We start from the raw sequence: 25085 nt of genomic DNA on the forward strand, positions 1-25085 counted from the left end.
AAAAGAGAAGAAGGCAGGTGGCCGTCTGATGGCCGAGCAATTCGTCGGATCGGGCTGGGCGTTCCCGCTGCGCATCGGCCCCACCGGTGGCATCGCCATGGTCAGCGGCGAACGCGAGATCGAGGAGGCCATCCGGCTGATCCTCGCCACCGCCCCGGGCGAGCGCCCGATGCGTCCGGAGTACGGCTGCGCCATCCACGACCTGGTCTTCGCCCCGGTCAACGAGGCGACGGCCGGCCGGATCCAGCACGAGGTGTACACCTGCCTGGACCGCTGGGAGCCGCGCATCGAGGTCAACGACGTCGAGGTCACGGCCGGCGCCGAACAGGGCGTGCTCTTCATCGACGTCCGCTACTCGATCCGCGGCACCAACAACCCGCGCAGTCTCGTCTTCCCGTTCTACGTCATTCCGTCCCACGACGAGCCGGATCTCCCCGGCTCATCCGGTACGGCTTCCGAAAGCGACCGCTGATGGCCCTGCCCTCCCCGAACCTGGACGACCGCCGCTTCCAGCAGTTCGTCGACGACGCCAAGCGCTACATCCAGCAGCGCGCACCGGAGTGGACCGACCACAACGTCTCCGACCCGGGCGTGACCCTCGTCGAGACGGTCGCCCACATGGCCGACCAGATCGTCTACCGCCTCAACCGCGTCCCCGAGAAGAACCATCTGGCCTTCCTGGACCTGGTCGGCATCCGGCTCTTCCCGCCGTCCGCCGCGCGCACGGAGGTGACGTTCTGGCTGTCCGCGCCGCAGGAGGAGCCGGTCCTGCTGCCGGTGGGCACGGAGGTGGCGACGGTCCGCACGGAGCGCGAGGAGGCGGTCGTGTTCGCGACGGAACGCGAACTCGTCGTCGTGCCCTCCTGGTTGAAGCACCTCGTGGTGCAGCACCGGGGCGAGCCGGTCACCGACCGGACCACCGACCTCACCGAGGGCAAGGACCTGCTCTGCTTCTCGGAGGCCCCGCAGCCCGGCGACTGCATGCTGTTCGGCCTGAGCGCCGCCGTCCCGCACTGCGCGGTGGCCCTGGAACTGGACAGCCGCGTCGACGGCGTCGGCGTCGACCCGCGCCAGCCCCCGCTCGTCTGGGAGGCCTGGACGGAGGACGGCTGGCAGGAGTGCGAGATCGACCGCGACGGCACCGGCGGCCTCAACCGCCCCGGCGAGGTCGTCCTGCACATCCCCGGCGGGCATGTGCTGTCCCGCTCGGGCGGCCAGGAGGCGGGCTGGCTGCGCTGCCGCGTCACCGAGCCCCTCCCCGCCCAGCCCTTCTACACCACCTCCCCGACCGTGCGCTCCGCCGAGGTCTTCACGGTCGGCGGCACCGCCCCCGCCGTGCACGCCGAGACGGTCGAGGACGAGGCCCTCGGCGAGTCGACGGGCCTGCCCGGCCAGCGCCTGGCCCTCACCCACACCCCCGTGGTCGGCGACGACCCGCCGCTCCTGCTCCAGACCGCCGAGCACGAGGGCTGGATCGACTGGCAGGTGGTCCCCCACTTCGCCGCCTCCGGACCGGACGACCGGCACATCACCCTCGACGCGGCCACCGGCGAGATCGCCTTCGGCCCGGCCGTCCGCGAACCCGACGGCCGGCTCCGCCAGTACGGGGCCGTCGCCGCCAAGGGCTCGGTCATCCGCGCCCGCCGCTACCGCACGGGCGGCGGCCGGGCCGGCAACGTGGCCCGGGGCACGGTCCAGGTGCTGCGCACCTCCGTCCCGTACGTCTCGGAGGTCGTCAACCGCGAGGCCGCGCGCGGCGGCGTCGACGGGGAGACGGTGGAGGAGGCGAAACTCCGGGCCCCGATCACGCTCCGCGCCCAGGAGCGTGCGGTGACCCTGCGCGACTACGAGGAACTGGCGCGCCGCGCGGCCCCGGAGACGGCCCGCATCACCTGTCTGGAGGGCGAGCCGGACGAGCACGGCTCCTACGCCGTGCGGGTGTTGGTGGTCCCGCAGGCGGTCGCGGACCCCGGCGGCCGGCTCCGCTTCGAGCAACTGGTCCCCGGCGACTCCCTGTTGGACCGCATCACCCGCCATCTCGACGAACGCCGCCTGATCGGCACGAGGTTGGCGGTGGGCCCTCCGTACTACCAGGGTGTGACGGTCGTCGCGACGGTCCACGCCTTCCGGGGCGTCGACACCGACCGCGTCCGCCGCCAGGCGCACGACGCCCTGTACCGCCACATCGACCCGCTGACCGGCGGCGCGGACGGCAAGGGCTGGCCGTTCGGCCGCCCGGTGCAGGCGGGCGAGATCTTCGCGGTCCTGCAACGCGTCCCGGGCGTCGAGCTGGTCGACCAGGTCATGCTCCACCCCGCCGATCCCCTGACGGGCAAGCGCGGCGAGGCGACCGACCGCATCGACCTGGCCGCCCCGGCCCTCGTCTTCTCCTACGACCACCGGGTCCGTGTGATCGGGGACGGCTCATGAGGGGCTCGATCGACGGCCTCGGCTCGTCCACCCCCATCGGCACGATGCTGCCGGCCGTCTTCGCGGACGACGACCTGGCGCAACGCTTCGTGGCGGGCCTGGACGAGGTCATGGCCCCCATCCTCAACGTCCTCGACTGCCTGCCCGCCTACTTCGACCCGGCCCTCGCCCCGGTCGACTTCACCCGCTGGCTGACGGGCTGGGTGGGCGCGGAGACGGACGGCACGGAACCGGAAGCGCGGCTCCGGGCCGCGGTCGCGGCCGCCGCCTACCTGCACCGGGTGCGCGGTACCCGCCGAGGCCTGTCGGAGGCCGTCCGGCTGGCCTTCGGCGTGGCACCGGACATCTCCGAGAGCGGCGGCGCGAGCTGGACGGCCCGCCCGCTCGGCCCGTTCCCCGGCGCCCCCCGCCCGCACCTCCACGTCACGCTCCGCCTGCCCGACCCGCGCCCCGCGGACATCCACCGCCTGGACGCCCTCGTGGCCGCCGCCCGCCCCGCTCACATGCCGTACACGGTCAAGGTGACCGCCGCCGAAAGGACCCCGGAGAGATGACCACCCAGAACTGCGCCGAGTGCGGCACGCGGGCCGAGCCCGGCCAGTCGTTCTGCGACGCCTGCGGGGCCGTGCTGAGCTGGACGGAGCGGACGGAGCGAGCCCCGGCACGGGCGAGCTCGACGGCGGGCGCGGACACGGGGTCGTCCTCCCCGGCACGAGAGCCCGCCCCGGCAGCGACACCGGCACCGGCACCGGCCGCCCCCGAGCCCACGCCGCCGCCGGCAGCAGCCCGGCCGACCCACGACGATCACAACCACGACCCCGACCACGACCACGACTCGGACGACGAGGACACGACGGAAACCCCCCTCCCGGTACTCCCCCCGGAAGAACCCACGACGCCGACACCCGCAACCGCTCAGACGACGCACCACCCCGCCCCGACACCCCACACACCCCACACGCCCCCTGCTCCCGCGGCTCCCACCGCCGACGACGAGGCGATGGCGGCCCGGGCCCGCTCCCTCCTCGTCCCGGTCGCCGACACGGAACCCCGCCCCGACCCGACCCCGTCGGTCGCCCCGGTCCTGCCGGGCAGGCCGGTCGCGGACCGGCCGCAGGTCCGCGCCCCGGGCCCGGTCCAGGGCGAGATGCACGGCGTCGCCTGCCCGTGGTGCGCGACCCCGAACAACCCCGACCGGCACTACTGCATGCGCTGCGCGATGCCGATGACCCTGGAGGACCGCTCCAGCCTGCGCCTCCCGTGGTGGCGTCGTCTGTTCAACCGCAACGGCGAGGCCCCCTGGGCGGGCGACCGTCCGCGCCTGCGCCGTACGTTCGACCGGATCGTCACATGGGTGGTGGCGGCGGTCGTCCTCACCCTCGTGATCCTCGCGGCGGTGAACACGCCGGCCGCGATCCAGGCCACGAAGGACCACTTCGCCAAGCGCGCCCCGGTCTTCGCGGACTCGTACGCGGCGTCGCGCTCCTACCCGGGGCACAAGCCCGAGCTGGCCTTCGACCGGATCAACAACACCTGGTGGGGCCCCGGCGTCTCGGAGTCGGGCGAGGGCGAGTGGATCGAGGCCAGCTTCGACGAGCCGATCCGGCTGCTGGACGTGGTCATCACCTCGGGCACGACGACCCGCCCCGACCAGTTCACCCAGTCGGCCCTCCCGCACCGCATCAAGGCGACGATCACCTTGAAGGACGGCACGATCACGACCCGCGAGCTGACCCTCGACCAGAGCGCGGGCGGCCAGCCGCGCTCGTTCCGCGTCGGCGAGGTGTCGAAGGTCCGCTTCACGATCGAGTCGTCGTTCCTCGCCTCGGGGGACAAGCAGGTGGCGATAGCCGAGATCGAGTTCTTCGGCAGGTCGAGCGCGAACTCGACGTGACGGACAGGTAGGCGAGCGGGACCGACGGAGACAGCCGGCCGCAGGGAGGGAACGCGGCCGGCTTTCTCACGCCCAGAACTTGCTTGCGTAACTCAAGCAATAGCTTTATAGTTGCCTAAGTTAAGCAACCGACTCGCTGCGGAAGGACCTCGCCATGTTCGCCTCCTTCATCCGCTTCGTCGTCTTCGGCGGCGGCACCGGAGTCCTCTGCAGCCTGGCGGTCCCGGTGCTGGCCACCCAGCTGCCGTGGACCCTGGCGAACGCCCTGATCACCATCGCGTCGACCCTCCTCTGCACGGAGCTCCACGCCCGCTACACCTTCCGCACCGGCCGCGCGGGCCGACGTCGGCACTTGCAGTCGGCGGGCTCGGCGGCAGCGGCCTACGCGGCGACGAGCATCGCGGTCCTCACCCTCCACGCACTCCAGCAGTCCCCGAGCATGCTGACGGAACAGGCGGTCTACCTCTCGGCGTCCGCCCTGGCCGGCATCGCCCGCTTCCTCCTCCTCCGCCTGGTCGTCTTCACCACCCCCACCCCCGCAACCCCCCTCCGCCTCCACCCCCCACTGGCCCTCACGGCGTGAGCCGACGCCGGCGATGCCTCTCCCAGGCCCGAGCCGCCGCACACATCCCGTACGTCCAGTCCCCCGGCCGTTCCCCGTCAGCGATCGACTCCCACAGCCGCCGCTGAGCCCGCGCGAAGGCATCGACATGGGAGGCCGACGCAGCAGCCCAAGCAGGATGGAGCGCAGCAAGCCCCTCCGCCTCCGCAACCCGGTGCCCCGAGGCGACAAGCCAGATCACCCACAGAGCCGGATCGATCCACCCGGCCCCCCGAGAAGCCCAGGCCCAGTCGACGACCCTGGCCCTCCCCTCCACGATGAGGACGTTGTCAGGCTTCCAGTCGGTGTGCAGCAGGGCGTCCCCCTCGAAGAGTCGAAGGTCGTCCGGATCGCTGACATAGGAACTCATCCGCTCGGCCATACCTTTGAGTTCGATGTCGCCGGACGTCGCAACGGAGGCAAGCCGCTCCATGGCCCGCAGAACGCACAGCAGGTCGGACGAACCGGGCGAGTAGTCGGCATGCCGCCCTCCAAGATCCTCGAACCCGAGCAGATCCCACCCCCCTGCCCTGATCCGCCACCGCAGCACCGGGGCAAGACCACCGGTGTACGCGTTGGCGTCGGCCTCCCGCTGCTGAGTCCAGACCCGAGGATGATCGAGCCGCAGCCCCTTCACAAAGACTGTCCCCTCATCGAGAAACAGCCGCGCGGCGATCTCACTGTTGAACCCGGCAGCGACCACCTCCACCCCACGCACAGGTCCGACGACCGCCTCGATCTCCTTGACCACGGCGGCGGGGATCTCGGCCAGTCGATGAGTTGCCACGAGTCTGCTCCAGGGACGGAAAGGCAATGGCGGGAGGCCACCGTGGGGCGACGGCTCGCTCGCAAGCCCCCACCCCACAGCGCTTGATCAGTTGTACGGGTTGTCGTCGCCGCAGCCCGGCAGTGTCCGTGCGGTGAGCGCGTCGACGTCGTCGAGAAGCACGACGGCGTTCGGGTCCTCCTCCACGGTGATCCGGTGGGGCGCGATCTCGACCAGTACAGCAGCCATGAGGTCACCTGCTTCCATGTTGGCAGTAGCTCTTGAGCGGTGCCTTCGCCTCCTGGAGTACCTTCGCCATGGGCCTGCACACCCGGCACGAGCCGGACAACAGGCAACCAGTGCATCCTCCGGTGCGAAGCATGAGGAAATCGGCGATACCGCCGAGTCGGGCCAGACCTTCGACGCCTTCTGCGATCAGGTCGACGTTCGGGTTCCGCCCCACCTTGCAGATGGACGCCCGTCCGAACGGGTCGGCGTGAAAGAAGGAATGGCCGGCCGGGCACCCACGGAACGGTGTCCGCTGAGTGAGGTGTTCGGGGGACTGCGACGGCAGGGGTTCACTCGTACCGTGAATCGTCGGTGAGATGTTCGCGTACTCCCGGTACGGCACGCCCAACCGGTCGGCCCAGGCGCGCATAGCCTCCTGCTCGTGCGCGTTGCGGCGCACGATGATCAGGCTGAGGTCGATGTTCAACCCGGCGACGACCGCCTTGCCCAACCCCTCCCTGAAGCGGTCGAAGGCCCCACGGCGTCGTGTGACGGAGTCGTAGGTGTCCGCGCTCGCGCCGTACACACTGAGACTCAGCTTGCAGGGAGGGCAGTCGGTGAGCAGGCCGAGAATCCTCTCGTTGCGCAGACGGCTTCCGTTGGACAGGAGCTCGACCTGCATGCCCAATTCGTGCGCGAGCCGGTACGCGAGCGGAAAGTCGGGGTCGATCAGCGGCTCGCCGCCCGTGATCTGCAACCAGATCACGCCGACATCCCGCATGACGTGCAGCAGCCTTCGCTTGCCTTCCCAGTCGAGACCCGCGAAGCGTTTCTCACCGAGGTAACACATCTCGCAGTCAAGGTCGCAGCCAAGGTTGATCTCCCAGGTGGCCCGCGTAAATCCGTACGGGCCGGGCAAGCGCAGCAGGACATTGTCCGTAGCGGGCAGCCCATGCAGATCGACGCCCCAGTGCGAAGCAACGGAGTCGGCGAGCCACCGGGGCACCGCGCGGTGTTCATCCACAGCCTCGCGGATCTCCGCGAACCGGATATCCCCCACCTGAATCGCCTTCGTGCTGCCCCGACGCAGTACGACGTTGGTCGTCCCGAAGGGCGACGCGATCAGAGTGTGCATCGTGCGTCATTCCTCCTTTCCGCCGGAGACGGTTGAGTTGGCGCGCCCGATGGTCCGGTCACGGCAGGTCCTCCTACGAGAGTTCGGCAGTGGACAGTCGCGACCCTGACCCTGCGGTCGCCGTGGGGCCCCTCCCGCCGGGGCAGGACGGCCGTCAGCAGCGCGGCAGGCCACTCGTGCTGCCCGCGCAACGGCTGTGGACCCGCCCGCCGACGCCGGCGGGGCCCATGCCGGTGAGAGTGTCGTAGTGCCCCCGGAGTGCGATCACCGAACGCGCGAGCCGATTCACGCGCTCCACCTCTCCACTGAGCCCCGGCTGCTCCACGAGACCGAGCCGCCGCCGGGCCTCACGGATCGCGGCCAGCGCGACCATCGCCTGCGCGTCGTCTTCGGCACGTTCAGTGACCAACTGCTCGACCTGCGGGATCAGTTGCTCCAGGTGGCCGGTGAAGTCCTGCGCGAACAGCCGGACTGTCTGATATCGCGGCAGGCTCGCCTGGCCGAGAAACCAGCCAGCCGCCGCACGCATCGCAGTGAAGTCCTGGGCCGGTGACGGGATCTCCGCCTCGGAGTTCGCGACGTTCGCGGCTCCATCGCAGTCCACTGTGTTCGTCAAGTTGCCGCTCCCTCAAACGTCGGCCACGCCCCGGACCCCGACAGCGGTCCCGAGGTCTGCTCTGTCACCGTTCACGTTCTCCCGGTCACGGATGGTGGCGCGACGGCAAACGGGGTGTCCCTACGAAGTCAGCGGGGGCGTCATTCCGGTGTCATTCACGACGTCAAAGAGCTACCGTTGTCCGCATGACCACACCGAACAGCACCCTTCGCGCGGTCCGTATGGGGCTGCTCATGAGTCAGGACGAATTCGCGCGAGCCGTCCGCAATGCCGGACAACTACAGGGCACGCCCAACGACGCTTCGAAGCGGCTCGTGCAGCGCTGGGAGAGCGGCATGATCGTCGCGCCTCGCCCGATGTACGCACGCGCCCTGGAGGCCGTGACCGGCCTGCCGATCGAGTCCCTCGGCTTCGCCACCCCGACCCTCGCCCGCGTCTCGGACGACGGCCGAGGCGGCCATGACCTCCAGGATTCGCCGGTCGGCATCCCGGCAGTCGGAAACGTGCCGAGCCCGGGCGCTCAGGCCGCCCCTCGCGGCAACCACTCCGGCGTGTGGCTGAGCACCTACGAGTTCGTCTCCAGCGGGCGGGGCGATCAGGTTCTCACCGGGAAGCACCACGTGGTCCTGCTCCAGCACGGCAACCGGCTCACCGGCCGCAGCCTCCCGAACGGTTCACTCAACCCCAGCAGCCCGCTGACCCTCGATCTCCAGGTCGAGGGCAACACGGTGACCGGCACCTGGACGGAACAGACGGCACCGGACGGGTACTACCGCGGCGCGCGCTATTTCGGCGCGCTGCAGATGCTCGTCGAGCCCACCGGACGGCGCATGGCGGGCAAGTGGGTGGGCTTCGGCAAGGAGTTCGACGTCAACACCGGCCCTTGGGAGCTGAGGCTCCTGGACGCGTCGACGACGAAGGCCGCCCTCGACAGGTACAACCGGACACCGGACTAGGAGAACAACTGCTCGCCGCGAGCCCCCGCTCCCACTCGCGGTCGGGCGGCGAAAGGGTCCCTCAGAACAACTGCCCCCACCCGAAGGTGAAGAGGTAGGCCCGACGCCCCGTTTCCCGTCCTCGGGTGCCTTGGAGCCGGATGACCAGCACGGTTGCCAGGAACAGGGCGGTGAAGGCCTCGAACACCAGGGCCCCCGCGACCGGGCTCGCGAAAAGCCCCACGAGGACGCCGACGAGTACGACGATCCCCAGGCCGATGTGCGCGTCGGTCAGGTCGGCCCTGAACAGGTCGCGCAGTGACCCGCGCATCGCCCGCATGTCGGCGTCGTACCGCTTCCGCGCCGCCTCCTCATCGGCCGCAGGCCCTTCCGGCCAGTGCTCTGCCATCGTCTCCCCCGATCAGCGCAGTCCTCAGTGCAAGTTGGACCCTTTCACCAAGCAGGGGTTCACCACCACCGGGCCGGACGGTCACGAACGGCGACGCCCGTGAGTCGGCGCTCGTGCCCCTCCGGGAACCGGGAGCCGGGGTTCGAGCCGTCAGGCCGCGGATCCGCTGTCGATGACCAGGTCGGTCTACCTCTCGGCGTCCGCCCTGGCCGGCATCGCCCGCTTCCTCCTCCTCCGCCTGGTCGTCTTCACCACCCCCACCCCCACAACCCCCCTCCACCTCCACCCCCCACTGGCCCTCACGGCATGAGCCGACGCCCGCGATACCTGGGCCCGGTCGGCAGGGCTACCGATCCCTCTCCTGCTTCGCCAGGAGCATGACCGCGCACAGCAGTAGGGCCGAGCCTGAGGCAGTGGCAAGGGTGAGCCGCTCATCGAGCAGCGTGACGCCGAGGATGAGCGCCGCGACCGGTTCGAGCATCATCACCACGGAGACGGTGGTGGCGCGGACCGCCATCAGTGCCGAGAAGAACAGCGCGTAGGCGAGCGCGGTCGGGATCGCGCCCAGGTATCCGAGCAACGCGATCGACGTCACGACGTCCTCGTCGGCGGGCAACAGCGCGCCGGACGGCGTCGCTGTGACCAGCAGGCACACTGCTCCGATGGCAAAGCCGGCCAGCGCGCGGTCGTAGGGCTGCCCGGCCCGGCCGCGCCGTGCCTCAGCCTGGGTCAGCAGGTTGATCGCGGCCGATCCTGCCGCCGAGGCGAGCGCGTACAGGAATCCCCACAGCGGTTCGGTGCCTCCTGCTCGGGCATCGGTGCCGAAGGCCAGCAGGGCGAGCCCGCAGAGGGCGAGCAGGATGGTGAGCGCGCCTCGACGGCCCACCCGCTCACCGAAGACGAGCCGTGCGCCCAGGGCCGTGAAGACCGGCCCGGCGCCCAGCGCGACTGCGGTGCCGACGGACAGGCCGGCGAAGGCGACAGCGGCCAGGTACCCGGTCTGGAAGACCGCCATCAGGACGCCGGTCGCCATCAGCGCGATCGGCCGGGCGCGCCCCTTGCCGACGGCCGGTGCGAGGAAAGCGCGCCCGGCGAGCAACAGCAGGGCACCGATGGCGAATCGCCAGCAGGAGACCGCGACCGGGCTGAGGCCACTGGTGCGGTAGAGCAGTGCGGCGGCGGCGCCGGCACTGCCCCAGGAAGTGGCGGCGAGGGAAATGTAGAGCAGAGGACGTAAGGGTGCAGCCCGCATGGATGACTCCGGTCGGTGGTCGCTGACGGCGCGTGGACTCGGCACGCGGGCAGCAGGCACCGCTCCGGCGGCTCCTTCAAGGAACGCGCGGAGGGAGTGGAGATCCGGTGGGGCCGCCCGCTAGAAGGCGGGCGGAGGCAGGACTGCGAGGGAGTACGGCTTCATGATCGGGACCCTAGCGCAGACCCCCACCACAAAAATCACAATTTACGACCAGAGTCGCGCCCCTGACCCTGCGTCCGCCGTGGGGCCCCTCCCGCCGACGACGCCTGCGAGTCGGCGCTCGTGCCCCTCCGGGAACCGGGCCCCGGTCTTCGAACCGTCAGGCCGAGGATCCGCTGTCGATGACCAGGTCGGTGCCTACCACCGCGCCGGCCGCGGGCGAGGCGAGGTAGAGCACCGCGGCCGCCACCTCCTCGGCCGCCGCGAGCCGGCCGAGCGGGTTCTCCGTCTTCACCCGCTCGGCCCGGTCGGCGTCCGTCTCGCCGGGCCGCAGCGACATGGGAGCGGCGGAGGCGCCGGGGCTGACCGCGTTGATGCGGATGCCCTGGTGGATGTGGTCGAGAGCGGCGGCGCGGGTCAGCGCGGAGACCGCTGCCTTCGAGGTGATGTACGCGGCGACGTTCGGGATCCGCAGGTGTGCGCCCAGGTTGGAGGAGATGTTGACGATGGTGCCGCCGCCGTGCTCCTTCATGTGGGCGATCTCGTGCTTCATGGCCAGCCAGACGCCGGTGACATTGGTGCGCAGCACCGCCTCCCAGTCCTCCTCGCTCACCTCTCCGACGGGTCCGGTCGCGCGGAGTATCCCGGCGTTGTTGATCGCGATGTCCAGTCCGCCGAAGCGGGTGACGCACTCGCGTACGAGGTTCCGGAGGCGGCCGGAGTCGGTGACATCGGCGGTGACGGCGGCAGCCGTGCCTCCGGTGGCCTCGATGAGAGCGACCGTCTCGTCCAGGGAGGCCTCGGTGCGTCCCGCGGCGACCACAGACGCGCCCTCGGCGGCGAAGGCGAGCGCGATCGCGCGGCCCAGGCCGGAGCCTGCGCCGGTGACGAGGACGGTCTTGCCGGTGAAGCGGTTCATTGCGGTGACTCCCTTGAGTGACGGGTTGACGGGTTGACGGGTTACTCGGTGCGGTGGGCCAGGAAGCTCACGACGGCGAGGGCGGCGAGCGCGGCCCCGGTCACGGCCAGGGACCTGGCGTCGCCGCCGAGCGCGAGCAGGCAGGCGAACAGGACGGTCGGGCCGAACTCCATCGCGGTGTTGAGCACGCCGCCCGCGAGCCCGGTCTGCTGCTGCGGCACACCTTCGGTGGCGAGCACGGCGGCTCCCGCGAAGGAGGCCGCGGTCCCGGCAGGGAGCAGCACAAGACCCGGCAGCAGGCCATACGCGTACGGGGTCTGCGCGTCGAGCCCGGTGAACGCGAGGAGGGCGAGCCCGGCCGCGCCCGTGGACAGCCCGGCGGCCGTGACGGTCCCGGCCCCGTACCGGCCGATGAGCGGTCCGGCCGTCCGGCCCGAGGCGATCAGCGCGACGGCGAACGGCACGAACGCCGCCGAGGTCTGCAACTGGGACCAGTCGCGCGCCTGCTGGAGGTGCAGTGAGAGAACCACGAAGGTCATCGCGGTCGCGCAGGCACTCAGCGCGATGGCCGTGAGGGCGAGGCCCCGCCGCCGGTCGAGCAGGAAGCGGGGTGGCAGCAGCGGGTCGCGGGCCCGGCGCTCGACGTACCAGAACGCGGCCAGCAGCGCGGCCCCGCCGAGCAGCGGCACCAGCACCCGGGCCGACGACCAGGGTTCGGCGTCGGTGACGACGAGCCCGTAGCTGGCGAGGGTGATCCCGAGTGTGGCGAGCAGGGCACCCGGCAGGTCGAGGGTCCTGCCCCGGCTCGACGCGGTGTCCGGCAGCAGCCGGGGGGTGAGGGCCAGGGCCGCGATCGCCACCACGAGCGGCACGGCGAAGGTCCAACGCCAGGAGAGCAACGCCGAGATGACGCCGGACAGCAGATTGCCCGCGGTCGCGCCGAGCACCGAGAGCCCGCCCCAGGTGGCCATCGCCCTGCCGTATGCGGCGGGGGAGGGGAAGACGGCGCGCAGCACGGCCATGGCGGCCGGCGCGACGAGGGCCGCGCCCGCGCCCTGCGCGAAGCGCGCCGCGAGCAGGGCCCCGATGCCGGGGGCGAGCGGTGCGGCGGCCGAGGCGGCGGCGAACAGGGCAAGGCCCGCGGTGAGGGCGCGCCGCCCTCCGTAGCGGTCGGCGAGGCGTCCGCCGAACAGCACCAGCCCGGCGAAGGTCAGCCCATAGGCGGCGCTCAGCAGGATCAGGTCGGCCCGGTCCAGGCCGAATTCGCGCCCGATGCGGGGCAACGGTACGGCGATCACGGCGAGCGTGAAGATCAGCGTGGTCTGGACGCCGCAGAGGAGGACGAAGGCACATCGGTGCCGCACGGCAACGACGCGGGCGGCGCCCGTGGCGGTCATGTCTCCCCCTGATATTTGACCGATCGGTTCATTATTTGGGCATGCGAAAGGGAGCCCCATCGGCTCCCGCGAGTGTGATTCAGTCCAGCAGGGCCAGCGCCTGCTCGGCCGCGTCCCGCACCCGGGCGGAATCGCCCGACGCCTTGCCGACGATCCGCACACCCTGCAGCAGGACGAGCAGCATGCGGGCCAGCGCGCGTGGATCACGGTCCTCGGGAAGCTCGCCCTGGGCCCGGGCCCGCACGAGCGAGGAGTGCAGCAGGGTCTCGAGGTGCTCCCAGCTGATCTCCACCCGGCGGGCCGCCGCAGGATCGTGCGGGGCCAGCTCGGCCGCGGTATTGGTGACGAAGCAGCCGTTCAGCCGCCCTTCCGGGGAGGCGGCTTCCGCCGCGAAGCGGCGCACCACCGCCCGCACCGCGGGCAGTGCGGGACCCGGCTGGGACAGCTCGGCCAGGAGGAACGGGTCGCGCATCTCGGCATACCGGTCCATGGCCTTCAGATACAGCTCGTGCTTGCTGCCGAAGGTCGCGTAGATGCTGGCGCGGCCGATGCCGAGGTGCTCGACGAGGTCCGCCACCGACGTCGCTTCGTAGCCGCACCGCCAGAACAGCTCAAGGGCCGACTGCAGCGCGGCGTCCGGATCGAATTCCTTGGTCCTGGCCACGTCGCAGAACATAGGCGTATCCAGAACGTTCAGTCAAATAAAGGGGGGCGGCGGCACGTACGACGCCCCCTCCCCCCTCGGGCCGATGCACGCGCCAGTCGGGCCCGCCCCGAAGAGCCCGAGCCCCTGGATTCACCCCAGCCCTCAGCGTGAGTCGGCGCGTGAGTTGGAGCGCAAGTCGGCGCGATTCCGCGCGGCGCGTGGATTCACCACCACCGGGCAGGAATTCCACAACTCCACGCCCGCCGTGAGCAACTCCATTACGGCGCCCTGTTCGTCGGGAGTCCATTCGGCGGACTCTCCGCCGAACAGTTTCTCGTAGGCGCTGTTGTGCGGCTCTTCCTGGCAGGGAAGTTCATGCGGCGCGTCGAGTCCTCGGGCCAGGTCCTCGAAGAAATTCCATGCGTCCAGCACCGCGCCCGGTGGGAGTTTTCGGCGGGCCGGATCCTCGAGCCAGTGCTGGACCCGGGCCAGCTCCAGCACCTCCGGCTCGAAAACGTCCGGCCTACGGCCTCGTCGGCTCGTGTACGCCCGCGCCTGCCGGACGGTCACGAACAGTGGCACCTGTGGGCCGGCGCCCGATTCCGCAGGTAGAGCGAGTACGCGGTCCGGTTCGTCGTCCCGCCCGGCGATCCACAGGACCACCCCGCTGCGCCCTCGCCCTCGCGCGCGCACCCGGTACGGATAGGGACCGTAGGCCCGGGCGCCGCTTCCGGGCGCGAATATGTCTGCCGTTCCGGTCTCCGTCACGCCGTCACATTGACACGGTCCGGAAGATCCGTCGCGGCAATTACCGGCGGCTCGGCTTTACGGGACCTTGAACTCGATCTGGGCGATGGCCGGTCCGTCGCCCGTGACCTGACCTTCGCCGATCTTCTCCGTCCAGGAACCGTCCTTGTGGAGTTTTGCCAGAACGGTGGAGGAAAGGCTGACGGTGATCTGAATGCCGCCCTCGGCCGCCGGTGCGCGATCAATACTCACTTCGTGGCTCATGCGGACGACGTTACCGCCGACAACTCCCGCACCAACGGCTGTTGAGGTTTTATCCAAGGTAATGGCGTATGCGCCGATCACGCCCCCGCCGTCCCCGTCCCGGCCCCCGCCGTCCCCGTCCCGGCCCTCGCCGTCCCTGCCCCCGTACCCGTCACCGTCCCCCTCGCCCCCTCCACCGGGACCTCCACCTGGGCCACGAAGTCGGAGACCATGCGGTCGAAGAGGGTTGCGAGGTGGTGGAGGTCATCCGGGGCCCAGTCGACCAGGGCGGCCTGCATGCCCAGCAGGCCCGCGTCACGGACTCGTGTCACTGCCGTCCGGCCCTCTTCCGTGAGCCGGATGAGCTGGGCGCGACGGTCGTCGGGGTCAGGGACGCGCACCACGAAGCCGGACTTCTCCAGCTGCCTGAGCTGACGCGTGACATGGGACGCCTCCACGGACAGGCGGACGGCGAGCACGCCCGGCCGCAGCAGCTCGTCCGTGGCCAGGTGACGCAGGATCGCCACGGCGGCCCGGTCCAGCGGAAGTCCGACGAGGGACATCAGCCGTTCGTGCTGGCGGGCGCGACCGGCGAGGTACGTGATGCGGGTCAGGGCGCGCTCGATCGTGATCACGTCTGCGGAGACCTGCGCTGCGGAGACCTGTGGTGCGGGTGGCGGTGTGGGCATTACTTCACAGTACAGATACTTGCCAAACTCAAGCAAGATCCTCGCAGCAGCCTCACCCCCGCACCCCCACCCACGCCGGCGCGGCCCGGGTCGATCGTTGCTTGACTTAAGTAAGCTCAATCTGGTTGCCTAACTTAAGCAACGAAGAGTCGAAGAGTGAGAACCAGTGCCTGAAGCAGCAGGAGCGTCCCCCATGCCCTCCCCGACCGCCCGGCCGCCCAGACCCCCCAAGGCCCCCAGAGTCCCCGACGCGGCCGTCGCCGTGGCCCTCTTCGCCTGTTCGTTCCCCGGGAGTGTGATCACGTTCCCCGGTCAGGACCTGGACGTCCCCTGGTGGCCCGGCGTGGTGCTGGCGGCGGTCTCGTGCGCGGCGCTGGTCCGGCGTCGCGACCGCCCCCGCGGCACGGTCGCCGTGACCCTCGTCTGCGCGGTGGCCGCCTCCGCGCTCGGATACCTGCTCACGGTGCTGCTGCTCGCGCCGCTCATGACCGCCCTGTACTCGCTCGCCGTCGCCACCGACCGCAGGACCGCCAACACCTTCGCCCTCACCTGCATCGCCGTGCTCGTCGGCACCGGTCTGTTCGCCGGGCCGGTCGGCGAACCGCTGGTGCTCAAGCTGCTCGGTCCCACCGCCTGGCTGCTGCTGCCCACCTCGCTGGGCACGGTGACCCGGCTGCGCGCCGCCTATCTGGACGCCGTCCAGGCCCGCGCCGAGGACGCCGAACGCACCCGGGAGGAAGAGGCGCGCCGTCGGGTCGCCGAGGAGCGCATGCGCATCGCCCGTGATCTGCACGACGTCGTCGCCCATCACCTCGTCCTGGCCGGACTGCAGGCCGGGGCCCTCGCCCGGCATCTCCCCGCCCGCCCGGAGGAAGCCGCCCGTCTCACCGCGGACCTGACCGGCACCACCGCGTCGGCGCTGCGCGAACTCAAGGCCACCGTCGGCCTGTTGCGGCAGGCCGGGGATGCCGAACAGTCGGCCACCGGCACCTCCCCCACCCCGGGGATCGACCAGCTCCCCCTCCTGGCCGCCTCCTTCAAGGGAGCCGGTCTCGACGTGACGCTGCACACCGAGGGCGAGCCCGGTCCGCTCACCGCCGGCGCGGAACTCACGGCGTATCGGATCGTGCAGGAGGCCCTCACCAACGTCACCAAGCATGCGGGAGCCAGTACGGCCGAGGTGCGGATCGTGTACGCGGGGGACCGACTGGCGGTCACCGTCACGGACGACGGGAGTGCCCGCCCGAAGTCGTCGACCGCGGCCGGATCGGCCGGGTACGGGCTCATGGGGATGCGGGAGCGGGCCCGGTCGGCGGGCGGGCGGGTCCGGACGGGGCACCGGCCCGGCGGCGGCTACGAGGTGGTCACCGAACTGCCCCTGTGCACAGGGCAAAAGAACGAGTCCCACCCCGCCTGACACGGGATGGGACTCGTTCTCGATCTCGTTCTCTATGGAGCGCCGGGCAGGCCTTGCACCTGCATCTCCCCGCAGGAAGCGGGGCATCTTTCCTTGGACGACCAACGCAGAGGACGTTCACCGTTTTTGTTTCCCGGTGACCGGCTCAAGATCAAGCTTACCCCACCTTCGGGGTGCCGTTGACCACCGTTGACCACGGATGGCCACCGATGAGCAGCCGTGATCAGGCGACGTCGTCGACCTTCAACTCCGGCCCCACGACCAGGGTGATGACGTCCGCCGCGGCCGAACTGTCCGCCGTCGGCTGCAGGCCGGGCAGTCGGGAGGCGAGGACGGCGGCCTTGGCGTCGAGACCGGTCGGGTAGGTGACGGTCGTCTTCGTCACCGTCGTGGGCGCGTTGCCCGTGCCGGTGACGGTGTAGCCGGCCTTCTTCAACTTCTCGGCGACGTCGGCGGCGCGTCCGGAGACCCCGGTGCCGTTGAGGACCTGGACCTTCACGGAGGAGGCGTACACCACGTTCTTCTTCAACGCGTCCAACTGCGCCTTGGTGACCTCCTTGTCCTTGGCCAGGGAGGTGAACAGGTTCGCGGCCTGCGGGTACTGCCAGACGACGTTGGCCCTGTCGGTGGGCTGGTCGGCCTCGCGCCCGTAGTTGGGCACGGTCAGGAAGCTCAGCCGGTCGCTCGGTATCCCCTTGAGCTCGTTGGCGAGCCCGGTCAGCGGCTGGATGCCGGCCATGTCGGGGTCGGTCGTCAGCGACTTGGTGGCGGACTGCAGGAAGCCGAGCATCGCGCTCGGGCTGGAGAGCTTGGACTTGGCCTTCTTGGCCAGGGCGTCCATGAACTCCTGCTGGCGGCCGATGCGTCCGATGTCGGAGTTGTCGCCGACGCCGTAGCGGGCGCGGACGTAGCCGAGCGCCACCTCGCCCTTGACGGTCTGGCAGCCGGCGTCGATGTTCAGGTTGGCCTTCTCGGAGCGGATGGCCTGCTCGGGACAGACCTCGATGCCCTCCAGCGCGTCGACCATGCCTTTGAAGCCGGAGAAGTCGACCGACATGAAGTGGTCTATGCGCAGACCGGTGTTGGACTCGACGGTCTTGATGGAGCAGGCGGCGGCCTCGGCGACCTTGCCGTTGCTGCCGCCGATCGCGAACGCCTCGTTGATCTTGGCGTGGTGCAGGGAGGACGAGTCGCCGTCGCCCTTCTCGCAACCGGGTATCTCCACCCACGAGTCGCGCGGGAAGGACACGACCGAGGCCCACTTACGGTCGGCCGGTATGTGCAGCACCATCAGCGTGTCCGACTGCATGGTGGTCAGGTCCTTGCCGTACTTGGCGTTGGCGCCGTCGCGGCTGTCGGAACCGACGATCATGATGTTCTTCGAGCCGGGACTCAGGTTGACCGGGCGGTCCTTGCCCAACTTGTCGTCCACATCGGCCGAGTTGATGTTGTTGTTCAGGTCGTTGTAGACCCAGGCCCCGACCCCGCCCATCCCGAGGACGACGACGGAGGTCACGCCCGCGCTCCACGCGAGGATCCGCCCGCGCCTGGTCAGCCGCGTGCCGCCGCCGCCCTTGGCTCCGGCCGCCCTGCCCCTGTTCCCCCGGCCGGACGTCGCCTCCACCGCAGGCCGTCCACGCCTTCTCGTTCCGCTCACCGGCGCTCGCCCCTCCGCTTCGGCCGTCTCACCCCGTACACCGTGCTCGGATCGTCGGCGTTGGTCACCGCCGAACGACGGAACCCTACATGCGTGTAGGAATACGTCCGAGAAGCACTGGCGACTCAGGAGACTCACGGAGACACACAAGGGTTGCCCCCGCGCGCCCCCGAACTGCCCTCACACGCCCGCCGTCCGCCCCACGTCGCAACACGGCCCATGAGAACCGGACGGCAAGGATCGACGAACGCGCACCCACCACCCGTGTGCGTCCCCCCTTGCCCCCACCCGTTCGTCGGAAGGCTCCACCCGTGGCTGCCCCCACGCCCCTCGACCACTCGGCCTCCGGTTACTCCGTCGCCCACGCCTACTGGCTGGCCGAGGCCGCCCGCGCCGCCTACAGGTCACCGGAGGAGGCCGAGGACCTCGCCCGCTCCTGGGGCTTCGACCGCTTCCGCCACGTCTCCTCGCCGCACACCATGCCGTTCCCGATCGACGACACCCAGGCGTACGTCGCCGGGAGCGACCGGATGGTCCTGGTGGCGTTCCGCGGCACGGAGCCGCTGAACCTGCGCGACTGGCTGAGCGACGTCAACACCCCGCCCGTGCCCGGCCCGGCGCGGAAGGGGTTCGTGCACTACGGCTTCCACCGGGCGCTGGACGTCGTCCATCCGCAGGTCCGTGACACGGTCGCCGAGTTCAAGGACGACGGGCAGACGGTCTGGTTCACCGGCCACAGCCTCGGCGGGGCGCTCGCCATGCTGTCGGGGGCGCGCATGCACTTCGAGGCCCCCAACCTCGTCCCGCACGGCGTCTACACCTACGGCCAGCCGCGCACCTGCGACCGCGACCTGGCCAAGGCCTACGACACCGCGCTCAAGGGCCGCACGTTCCGCTTCGTCAACAACAACGACATCGTCCCGCAGGTCCCGCCCGCGCCCGCCTTCCAGCACGTCGACGCGGTCCGCTACTTCGACGCCGCCGGCAAGCTCCACGACCGTATGCCGGCGCTGGGACTCCTCGCCGACAAGGTCAAGGGCTCGACGGCCGATCCCTTCGCGCCCGCGTCGGACGGCGTGCGCGACCACTTCATGGACACGTACGTCACGTTGCTGGAGCGGAATCTGTAGCGGGACCCGGAGCGGAACCTCCCTGCACGATGAAGACGGCGATGTCGTGGGTGGGGCAGCAGCCCGGTTGCACCGGCCCGTGACCCGGCGGCGGATTGCGGATCACGTCCGCCGCGTCCGTCGCCTCGGGTGCCGGTCCGGCGGGACCGGGCTCGAGCGCGTAGACGATCAGCAGCTGGTCCGGGTCCTCGGGGAGGAGCAGGGTCCGGAAGGTGGAGGTGAGCTCGCCCAGCAGCGGGTGCCGGAGACGGTACGTGCCGTGCATGGGGTCGACGACGTCCTGTTCGTTCCACAGCCGCAGGAAGTCGGGCTCTTCCGAGGCGAGTTCCGCAATGAACGCGTTCGTCTCCTCGTCCTCGGGATGGCGGCCCACCTCCAGGCGCAGCCAGGCGACGACGTTGCGCGCCAGGACCGGCCAGTCGAGCACCAGTTGCCGGATGGCGGGCTGTCGGTACACCAGGAGGGCCAGGTTGCGCTCGGGCACGGGGTCGAAGTCGAGGAAGATCTTCGACGCCGGGCGGTTCCACGCCAGCACCTGCGTCCGGCGGCCCATGATGAACGCCGCCGTGTCCGGCATGTTGTCCAGCAGCCACTGCGCCCCTTCCGACACGCGGTCCGCGGCGGGCGGCTGTCGGCGGTCGGGGCGGGCGAGGTGGTGCAGATGGACGCGCTCCAGCTCGTCCAGGCGCAGGGCACGGGCCACGGCGTCGAGCACCGTGCCGGAGACCTTGTGGTTGCGGCCCTGCTCCAGCCGTATGTAGTAGTCGACGCCGACCCCGGCGAGCTGCGCCAACTCCTCGCGCCGCAGCCCGGGGACCCGGCGCAGCCCGCCGAACGTCGGCAGACCCACATCGGCCGGGCGCAGCCGGGCGCGCCTGGAGCGAAGGAAGGCGCGGAGTTCGGTGCGTCTGTTCAAGACCTCTCGACCTTTCCCGGCAGGCTCAGCCGTTCCCGGCAGGCTCAGCGGATGCATGCCGCAGCATTGTGAACCAGAGGCCCGTCCGGCCCCTCCCTCACCCCTGGTCGACCGGGCAGACTCGGTCCCGGCCGCTCACAGTCCCGGGCCGCCGAGAAATGTGACGCGCGGGGGTGGTCACAGCTTTCGGCGGTCCTGGGACGGCGGGCACTCGTGTCCGTTGTCCGGCAGGCCCAGGGAGTGCAGCGACGGCTCGCCGCCCGCCGGGACGACGAAGGTGAACGCGGCGGAGGTCGGGGGGATCCGGAGTGTGCGCTGGTCGCCGAAGGTGAGCGTGGGGTGGGGCTCCCAGGGGCAGCCGGCCCGCTCCAGCGCCGTGACGACGTCCGCGTAGGACGGGGCGCCGGGGAAGGAGCCCGTCCCGTCGGTGAGCTCCGGCGGCAGGTCCACCGTCTCGCGCCAGGTCGGAAGGCTCACCAGTCGCACCTCGCGGCACCGGCAGACGAATATCTCCAGGTCGCCGTATCCGTAGAGCCGGGGCAGGCGGCTGCGCGGGCGTGTCGGGTAGCCGATCTCGCTGGGGTCGGCGCCGAGGGCCGCCGTGACGGCCGCCCAGGGCGCGCCGACATACACGGGGCCGAGGCGGGCGGTCAGGGCGGCGGAGGCAAGAAGGTCGACCAGAGCCGGAGACACGGGTGGAGCGTCGCAGCAGGTCAGTGGGGCTGTCCAGCGGATTCCCGCGGAACGGCCCCGGTCCGCGCGGGCGGGCCGGGGCCGTGGGGCTGGGTGAGGCGGGTCGGTTACGGGGCGTTGATCAGGCCGACCGGCGGGACCGACACCGTGCGGGCGCCCTGGGTACCGCCGAGGACGACCTTGCGGAGGGAGACGTTGTTCTTGGTGCTGGTCTCCTGGAGGCGGTTCGCCGGGTTGGCGACGACCTGGATGTAGTAGGTGCCGTTCGGCAGGTCGGTGATGTCGAAGGACTGGCCGGGACGGTACTGGGTGTACGTGTCACCGGAGCCGACGTCGAGGACCTCGCGCACGGAGATGGAGTTCTGCTGGCCGCAGGCGGTCGACAGATCGGTGTTGTAGGGGTGCCAGTTGGCGTTCTTCACCGTGTAGTCGACGGCGTCGGTGTTGGCCAGGCAGAAGGCCTCCTTGCCGCTCTTCACGATGTCCTTCTGGTCCGCGGACAGCAGGTGGTAGCTGGCGAAGTCCGTGAAGTGCCAGTGCTCGTGGCCGATGCGCGGGTCCCACTCCATGGTGCCGGCCGGGGTGTAGCCGATCTGCTTGCCGGCGGCGTCGTAGAAGTACTGGTACGAGTCCATCAGGTCGGCGCCGGGCTTGCGGAAGCCGTCCACGACGAGCGGGGCGGGGCCCGCGTTCCAGACGTTGGCGCTGAAGGCGAGGTAGTCCTTGCCGGGCGCGTCGCCGTCCTCGCCGTCGGTGACGGCGATGTCCCAGGCCGGGAGCGAACGCAGGTCCGGCTTGGGCACGTTGGCCGGGAGGCCCGCCCGGCCGGTGGGCCGCTTGGCGTTGGCCTTCAGCCCGGGCGCGATCCGGGAGCCGTCGGTGTGACCGGCGCCGTCGCCGAGGTGGTGGGCGAGACCGCGGTCCTCCAGGGCGTGGGAGAGCGCGGAGGGGGTGGGGGCGTCCGCGCCGCGGGGGCCGTAGTGGTGGTTGGCCCCGGGCGCCCCCATGGCTCCGGCGGAGTGCCCGCCGTGCCCGCCATGGGCCGACGACGAAGAGGACGACATCGACGAGCGCATGCCGACGCCGCCCTCGCCGCCTTCCCCTCCGTCGTCGTACTGCCGGACCGTCACCTTGATGGTCTGCTGGTCGTTCGGGATCCCGAACAGGTCGCGGTACTTCTTCGCGACCGACACCTGGGCCGTGTACTCGCCCGCGGGCAGGTCGATCTGCCGGTCGTAGTCGACGGCGGTGGTGTTGGCCGCCCAGCCCTTCTCGACGCCCCACACCGAGCCGAGCGTGAAGGGGTTGGTGGGGCAGCTCTCCGGATAGTGCGAGGTCGCCGGGGCGTCCGGACGCAGCCGCCCGGAGGCGTTGTTGGGACAGAACGCGCCCGTGGTCTTCTGCACCTCGGCCCCGGACGCGTCCTTGACGGACACCTCCAGGAAGCCGGGCAGCCCGCTGAAGTCCTTGACGGTGCCGGCGGGCAGCGTCTTCGTCTTCACCTTCGACCCGTCGCGCAGGATCTGCTGGGCGACGACCGGGTCCTTGTACGACTTGCGCGTCACCTTGAACTCGAGGGGCGCGTTGTCGACCGTGACGTAGGTGCCGAGGTCGAAGTCGAGGTTGAACCCGCCCTCCCACTCGTACCGGTCGAGGATCACGGACTTCGAAGCGGCGACGAGCTTGAGCTTCGGCACGCCGGGTGTGCTCGCGGGCGCCGCACCGGCGCCGGGAGCGGCCCCGGCGACGGCGACGACGGTGAGCGCGGCCCCCGCGGCGAACGCCGCACGCTGAAGGCCCTTGCGATGGTGCTGTCTGGTCATCGGTTCCTCGTCTGCGAGTGCCATGGTCAGTGGCATCGGACTGGACAGCCCACGATCCGGCCACCTACCCGGACGCACCCCACGCGCCCCGGCCATGACTGTGAGCACCCTGTGAGAGTCCCAAATGACAGTTCCGGGTTGCCTGTTGCCAGGAATCAGCAAAAGAACCCCCGCCAACTACCCCCACCCAAAGGCCAGTTCACCAAAAGTTCACCCGTCCGAGTGAGCCCTCGCCGACCCGTCCACAGCACGCCGTGGAGCGGCCGACTGCTCCAGGTGAACGACGACGGTGGAGTGGAAGCGCTGCACGGCGTCGTCGACACTGCGGATGAAGCCGGACTCGGCGTTGCCGCGACCGCTGCCCATCCCCTTGACGAGGGTGAGCCGGAATCCGCTGATCGTCGCCCCGTTCTTCGGCAGTAGGTCGGCCGGTTCCGGACGAAGCCGCTCCAGGGTCCCCCGGGGCCCGCCCGAACCGCCCTCGACCAGGGTCTCCACATGGAGATCGGCAGGCGCCTCCGCCAGCCGCCGGACGAGCCGCTTCGCCCAGGTCAACGGGTAGCCCTGGTCGGGCGCGGGAATCTCGACGGACGTCCGCAGCCGGCCGGTGCGCAGGTCGGCCCCGACCGCGAGCACCCCCGGCGTCCCCTCGATCCGCAGCTCCGCCTGCAGCTTCCCCTCCGCGCACAGCTCGTCGGCCATCCGCGCCCGGCGCGCGCCCGGATCGGTGCCCCGCCGGGCCCGCTGCACGGGCAGCACCTTCTGCCCCAGCTCACCGCCCAGCCCCAGGCTGACCTGACGGATGAGCCGCTCCCAGCTCTCGACGACCTCCAGCGCCCGCGCGTCGCCCGGACACAGGGTCTCGTCGTCGATGCCCTTGCGCACGGGAACCCAGGACGCGCCCATGTTCTGGAAGCCGTGGCATCCCGAGTTGTCGTGCTGGAGGTAGCGCAGCAGTTCCTGGAGCAGCCAGGCGTGCGCGCTGTTGCCGACGCCCTCGTGCCGGATGAGCAGTTGGGCCTGGTGCGCCACCTCGGCCCAGGACAGGTGCCGCAGCGCCACCTTGTGCTTGCGCCGGCCGTCGATCTTGACGTCGACGAGCGGACTGCCCTCGAGGGCAACGTCGTTGGAGAGCGTGATGACGGCCTCGTAGCCGCGCCGGGCGGCGATGTCCATGTAGGCCTGCACCTGCTCGGGGCGCAGCGCGTTGCCGTTGGTCTTCGTCTCGACCAGCGCGGTCCACAGCTTGCCTGCGCGCTCGACGCGGATGACGCCGTCCGGGCGGCGCGGGGCGTCGCCGTGCGGCAGGGACACCTCGGTGAACGTCTCCATCCGGCCCGCCGGAGCGCCGAAGGCGGCCGTGAGCCGCCGCCCGAACTCCGGGACCTGCGCCATCACCGACAGCAGTACCGAGGTCGCCCGGGTCTCGCGGTCCGGGTCGCTCTTGAGCGCGGAGACCGGGAAGAGCCGGGCGTCCTTCCATGACTCGTTCTCCGCGAGGGACTTCTTCGCCGTCTTCGGCAGAGTCACCTTCTTCTTGGCGGTGCGGGGCCGTGCCGCGGCCTTGCGCCCCGGCTCCGTGTCGTCGTCGGTGGCGGGACGCGGGGCGGGGACGGCGGGGAGCGTGGCGGCAGTGTCCGTCGTCACCGGGACGTGCTCGACGGCGGGGTGGACCGCGACGCGGACGGCGCCGTCGGCGGCATCCTGTCCGACCGAAGCACCGGATCCCGCATCGGTGTCGGTGTCCGTTCCCGTGTCGGCACCCGCTTCCGTGTCGGTGTCCGTGTCCGCGTCCGCGTCGGTGTCCGCCGCGTCGTCGATGTCGACGCCGAAGTCCGTCGCGAGGCCGGCCAGGCCGCTGTCGTAGCCCTGTCCGATCGCCCGGAACTTCCAGTCCTCCCCGCGCCGGTACAGCTCGCCGAAGATGAACGCGCTGACCGATCCGGCGTCGTCGATGGCGAACCGCAGCAGGTCCTCCCCGGCCCCGTCGGCCAACGTGACCCGAAGGTCCTCCAGTTCGCCGAAGCCGGCGCCCTCGTAGCGGCTGGCGGCGACGACGATCCGGTCCACTTCGGCCGGGATCGCCGTCAGGTCGAACCCGATCCGGTCCTCGCTGCCCTCTCCCACGGGTGCCTTGCCCAGGAGTTGAACGCTTCCGTCCGGGGCGTCCGGGTGGTTGTAGAAGTAGAAGTCGGCGTCGCTGCGCACCTTCCCCTTCTCGTCAAGGAGGAGAACGGAGACGTCCGCGTCGCCCTCCCCGGTCGGGCTGGCCCACCCGAGGCTCACCACCACCGCGTCGACGTTTTCACTCAGAGCCGCCAGACCCACGTTGGCGCCCTTGACCATCTCGTGCACAAGCCCCCCTAAACGGCCCCCACCG

Annotated in this window: 26 protein-coding genes; 9 read left to right on the forward strand and 17 right to left on the reverse strand. The window is 70.8% G+C overall.

Annotated features, from left to right (window positions below; genetic code table 11):
• Positions 1-28: 28 nt before the first annotated feature.
• The 5 genes from ACWD4O_RS08200 (at position 29) to ACWD4O_RS08220 (ending at position 4907) form a co-directional block, all read left to right on the forward strand.
• A complete protein-coding gene (locus ACWD4O_RS08200) occupies positions 29-472 on the forward strand; it encodes a GPW/gp25 family protein (protein WP_351905984.1) in 444 nt (147 codons plus the stop codon).
• Complete coding sequence (locus tag ACWD4O_RS08205) at positions 472-2430, forward strand: putative baseplate assembly protein (RefSeq protein ID WP_451278603.1); 1959 nt, start codon at positions 472-474, stop codon at positions 2428-2430. Before ACWD4O_RS08200 ends, ACWD4O_RS08205 begins: the two co-directional genes overlap by 1 nt.
• Positions 2427-2984: a phage tail protein gene (locus ACWD4O_RS08210; protein ID WP_451278605.1), complete on the forward strand. Its 558-nt coding sequence runs from the start codon at positions 2427-2429 to the stop codon at positions 2982-2984. The genes ACWD4O_RS08205 and ACWD4O_RS08210 overlap by 4 nt, the downstream gene beginning before the upstream one ends.
• A complete protein-coding gene (locus tag ACWD4O_RS08215) occupies positions 2981-4324 on the forward strand; it encodes an NADase-type glycan-binding domain-containing protein (RefSeq protein WP_451278607.1) in 1344 nt (447 codons plus the stop codon). Before ACWD4O_RS08210 ends, ACWD4O_RS08215 begins: the two co-directional genes overlap by 4 nt.
• A 154-nt stretch (positions 4325-4478) precedes the next feature.
• Complete coding sequence (locus tag ACWD4O_RS08220; RefSeq protein WP_451278609.1) at positions 4479-4907, forward strand: GtrA family protein; 429 nt, start codon at positions 4479-4481, stop codon at positions 4905-4907.
• On the opposite strand, the gene ACWD4O_RS08225 is transcribed toward ACWD4O_RS08220, so the two are convergent.
• The 4 genes from ACWD4O_RS08225 to ACWD4O_RS08240 all read right to left on the reverse strand — a co-directional run bounded on the left by ACWD4O_RS08225 (position 4897) and on the right by ACWD4O_RS08240 (position 7670).
• Entirely contained in the window at positions 4897-5712 is an 816-nt protein-coding gene (locus ACWD4O_RS08225) for an aminoglycoside phosphotransferase (RefSeq protein WP_451278611.1), read from the reverse strand. The genes ACWD4O_RS08220 and ACWD4O_RS08225 overlap by 11 nt on opposite strands.
• An 87-nt stretch (positions 5713-5799) precedes the next feature.
• Positions 5800-5940 carry a hypothetical protein gene (locus ACWD4O_RS08230; RefSeq protein WP_451278613.1) on the reverse strand — a complete coding sequence of 47 codons (141 nt, stop codon included), beginning with the start codon at positions 5938-5940 and terminating at the stop codon, positions 5800-5802.
• Positions 5941-5944: 4 nt separating this feature from the next.
• Positions 5945-7054, reverse strand: coding sequence for a radical SAM protein (locus tag ACWD4O_RS08235; protein WP_451278615.1), 1110 nt, complete (start codon positions 7052-7054; stop codon positions 5945-5947).
• Between the two features lie 154 nt (positions 7055-7208).
• Positions 7209-7670: a DUF6415 family natural product biosynthesis protein gene (locus ACWD4O_RS08240; protein WP_451278617.1), complete on the reverse strand. Its 462-nt coding sequence runs from the start codon at positions 7668-7670 to the stop codon at positions 7209-7211.
• Positions 7671-7855: 185 nt separating this feature from the next.
• Here ACWD4O_RS08240 and ACWD4O_RS08245 point away from each other — a divergent pair, with 185 nt between their 5' ends.
• Positions 7856-8626, forward strand: a complete 771-nt coding sequence (locus tag ACWD4O_RS08245) for a helix-turn-helix domain-containing protein (protein WP_451278619.1) — start codon at positions 7856-7858, stop codon at positions 8624-8626.
• 61 nt (positions 8627-8687) lie between these two features.
• Here the strand turns inward: ACWD4O_RS08245 and ACWD4O_RS08250 are convergent, their stop codons facing one another.
• Entirely contained in the window at positions 8688-9014 is a 327-nt protein-coding gene (locus tag ACWD4O_RS08250; RefSeq protein ID WP_451278621.1) for a hypothetical protein, read from the reverse strand.
• A 172-nt stretch (positions 9015-9186) separates the two neighbouring features.
• Between ACWD4O_RS08250 and ACWD4O_RS08255 the strand changes: the two genes are divergently transcribed.
• Entirely contained in the window at positions 9187-9324 is a 138-nt protein-coding gene (locus ACWD4O_RS08255; RefSeq protein WP_451278623.1) for a hypothetical protein, read from the forward strand.
• 36 nt (positions 9325-9360) lie between these two features.
• Here the strand turns inward: ACWD4O_RS08255 and ACWD4O_RS08260 are convergent, their stop codons facing one another.
• The 7 genes from ACWD4O_RS08260 to ACWD4O_RS08290 all read right to left on the reverse strand — a co-directional run bounded on the left by ACWD4O_RS08260 (position 9361) and on the right by ACWD4O_RS08290 (position 15069).
• Positions 9361-10266 (reverse strand): DMT family transporter, encoded by a 906-nt coding sequence (locus ACWD4O_RS08260; protein WP_451278625.1) that lies wholly within the window; start codon positions 10264-10266, stop codon positions 9361-9363.
• A 322-nt stretch (positions 10267-10588) separates the two neighbouring features.
• Positions 10589-11347: an SDR family NAD(P)-dependent oxidoreductase gene (locus ACWD4O_RS08265; RefSeq protein WP_451278627.1), complete on the reverse strand. Its 759-nt coding sequence runs from the start codon at positions 11345-11347 to the stop codon at positions 10589-10591.
• Between the two features lie 41 nt (positions 11348-11388).
• Positions 11389-12744 carry an MFS transporter gene (locus tag ACWD4O_RS08270; RefSeq protein WP_451278629.1) on the reverse strand — a complete coding sequence of 452 codons (1356 nt, stop codon included), beginning with the start codon at positions 12742-12744 and terminating at the stop codon, positions 11389-11391.
• 79 nt (positions 12745-12823) lie between these two features.
• Positions 12824-13408: a TetR/AcrR family transcriptional regulator gene (locus ACWD4O_RS08275; RefSeq protein WP_451278631.1), complete on the reverse strand. Its 585-nt coding sequence runs from the start codon at positions 13406-13408 to the stop codon at positions 12824-12826.
• A gap of 144 nt (positions 13409-13552) precedes the next feature.
• A complete protein-coding gene (locus ACWD4O_RS08280) occupies positions 13553-13960 on the reverse strand; it encodes a hypothetical protein (protein ID WP_451278633.1) in 408 nt (135 codons plus the stop codon).
• A gap of 255 nt (positions 13961-14215) precedes the next feature.
• Complete coding sequence (locus tag ACWD4O_RS08285; protein ID WP_351905955.1) at positions 14216-14482, reverse strand: hypothetical protein; 267 nt, start codon at positions 14480-14482, stop codon at positions 14216-14218.
• Positions 14479-15069, reverse strand: coding sequence for a MarR family winged helix-turn-helix transcriptional regulator (locus tag ACWD4O_RS08290; protein ID WP_451278635.1), 591 nt, complete (start codon positions 15067-15069; stop codon positions 14479-14481). The genes ACWD4O_RS08285 and ACWD4O_RS08290 overlap by 4 nt, the downstream gene beginning before the upstream one ends.
• A gap of 193 nt (positions 15070-15262) precedes the next feature.
• Here ACWD4O_RS08290 and ACWD4O_RS08295 point away from each other — a divergent pair, with 193 nt between their 5' ends.
• Positions 15263-16486 carry a sensor histidine kinase gene (locus ACWD4O_RS08295; RefSeq protein ID WP_451278637.1) on the forward strand — a complete coding sequence of 408 codons (1224 nt, stop codon included), beginning with the start codon at positions 15263-15265 and terminating at the stop codon, positions 16484-16486.
• Positions 16487-16709: 223 nt separating this feature from the next.
• On the opposite strand, the gene ACWD4O_RS08300 is transcribed toward ACWD4O_RS08295, so the two are convergent.
• On the reverse strand, positions 16710-18110 hold the full coding sequence (locus ACWD4O_RS08300; protein WP_451278639.1) for an LCP family protein: 1401 nt from the start codon (positions 18108-18110) through the stop codon (positions 16710-16712).
• A gap of 344 nt (positions 18111-18454) precedes the next feature.
• On the opposite strand from ACWD4O_RS08300, the gene ACWD4O_RS08305 reads away from it, so the two are divergent.
• Positions 18455-19273, forward strand: a complete 819-nt coding sequence (locus tag ACWD4O_RS08305; RefSeq protein WP_451278641.1) for a lipase family protein — start codon at positions 18455-18457, stop codon at positions 19271-19273.
• Here the strand turns inward: ACWD4O_RS08305 and ACWD4O_RS08310 are convergent.
• The 4 genes from ACWD4O_RS08310 to ACWD4O_RS08325 form a co-directional block, all read right to left on the reverse strand.
• Positions 19248-20189 (reverse strand): helix-turn-helix transcriptional regulator, encoded by a 942-nt coding sequence (locus tag ACWD4O_RS08310; RefSeq protein ID WP_451278643.1) that lies wholly within the window; start codon positions 20187-20189, stop codon positions 19248-19250. The genes ACWD4O_RS08305 and ACWD4O_RS08310 overlap by 26 nt on opposite strands.
• Before the next feature lie 177 nt (positions 20190-20366).
• The gene (locus tag ACWD4O_RS08315; RefSeq protein ID WP_451278645.1) at positions 20367-20882 is read right to left on the reverse strand and encodes a hypothetical protein; all 516 of its coding nucleotides are present in this window, start codon (positions 20880-20882) and stop codon (positions 20367-20369) included.
• A 107-nt stretch (positions 20883-20989) separates the two neighbouring features.
• Entirely contained in the window at positions 20990-22705 is a 1716-nt protein-coding gene (locus ACWD4O_RS08320) for a lysyl oxidase family protein (protein WP_451278647.1), read from the reverse strand.
• Positions 22706-22915: 210 nt separating this feature from the next.
• A complete protein-coding gene (locus ACWD4O_RS08325) occupies positions 22916-25051 on the reverse strand; it encodes a TerD family protein (RefSeq protein ID WP_451279333.1) in 2136 nt (711 codons plus the stop codon).
• Positions 25052-25085: the final 34 nt, after the last annotated feature.

The sequence above is a fragment of the Streptomyces sp. NPDC002623 genome, assembly GCF_053592635.1.

Excerpts from the sequence above, each read along its gene's own strand:
- ACWD4O_RS08200 (WP_351905984.1), top strand. The coding sequence starts at position 29 with ATGGCCGAGCAATTCGTCGGATCGGGCTGGGCGTTCCCGCTGCGCATC.
- ACWD4O_RS08205 (WP_451278603.1), top strand. The coding sequence starts at position 472 with ATGGCCCTGCCCTCCCCGAACCTGGACGACCGCCGCTTCCAGCAGTTC.
- ACWD4O_RS08210 (WP_451278605.1), top strand. The coding sequence starts at position 2,427 with ATGAGGGGCTCGATCGACGGCCTCGGCTCGTCCACCCCCATCGGCACG.
- ACWD4O_RS08215 (WP_451278607.1), top strand. The coding sequence starts at position 2,981 with ATGACCACCCAGAACTGCGCCGAGTGCGGCACGCGGGCCGAGCCCGGC.
- ACWD4O_RS08220 (WP_451278609.1), top strand. The coding sequence starts at position 4,479 with ATGTTCGCCTCCTTCATCCGCTTCGTCGTCTTCGGCGGCGGCACCGGA.
- ACWD4O_RS08230 (WP_451278613.1), bottom strand. The coding sequence starts at position 5,940 with ATGGCTGCTGTACTGGTCGAGATCGCGCCCCACCGGATCACCGTGGAG.
- ACWD4O_RS08235 (WP_451278615.1), bottom strand. The coding sequence starts at position 7,054 with ATGCACACTCTGATCGCGTCGCCCTTCGGGACGACCAACGTCGTACTG.
- ACWD4O_RS08245 (WP_451278619.1), top strand. The coding sequence starts at position 7,856 with ATGACCACACCGAACAGCACCCTTCGCGCGGTCCGTATGGGGCTGCTC.
- ACWD4O_RS08250 (WP_451278621.1), bottom strand. The coding sequence starts at position 9,014 with ATGGCAGAGCACTGGCCGGAAGGGCCTGCGGCCGATGAGGAGGCGGCG.
- ACWD4O_RS08255 (WP_451278623.1), top strand. The coding sequence starts at position 9,187 with ATGACCAGGTCGGTCTACCTCTCGGCGTCCGCCCTGGCCGGCATCGCC.
- ACWD4O_RS08260 (WP_451278625.1), bottom strand. The coding sequence starts at position 10,266 with ATGCGGGCTGCACCCTTACGTCCTCTGCTCTACATTTCCCTCGCCGCC.
- ACWD4O_RS08265 (WP_451278627.1), bottom strand. The coding sequence starts at position 11,347 with ATGAACCGCTTCACCGGCAAGACCGTCCTCGTCACCGGCGCAGGCTCC.
- ACWD4O_RS08270 (WP_451278629.1), bottom strand. The coding sequence starts at position 12,744 with ATGACCGCCACGGGCGCCGCCCGCGTCGTTGCCGTGCGGCACCGATGT.
- ACWD4O_RS08290 (WP_451278635.1), bottom strand. The coding sequence starts at position 15,069 with ATGCCCACACCGCCACCCGCACCACAGGTCTCCGCAGCGCAGGTCTCC.
- ACWD4O_RS08295 (WP_451278637.1), top strand. The coding sequence starts at position 15,263 with ATGCCCTCCCCGACCGCCCGGCCGCCCAGACCCCCCAAGGCCCCCAGA.
- ACWD4O_RS08320 (WP_451278647.1), bottom strand. The coding sequence starts at position 22,705 with ATGACCAGACAGCACCATCGCAAGGGCCTTCAGCGTGCGGCGTTCGCC.
- ACWD4O_RS08325 (WP_451279333.1), bottom strand. The coding sequence starts at position 25,051 with ATGGTCAAGGGCGCCAACGTGGGTCTGGCGGCTCTGAGTGAAAACGTC.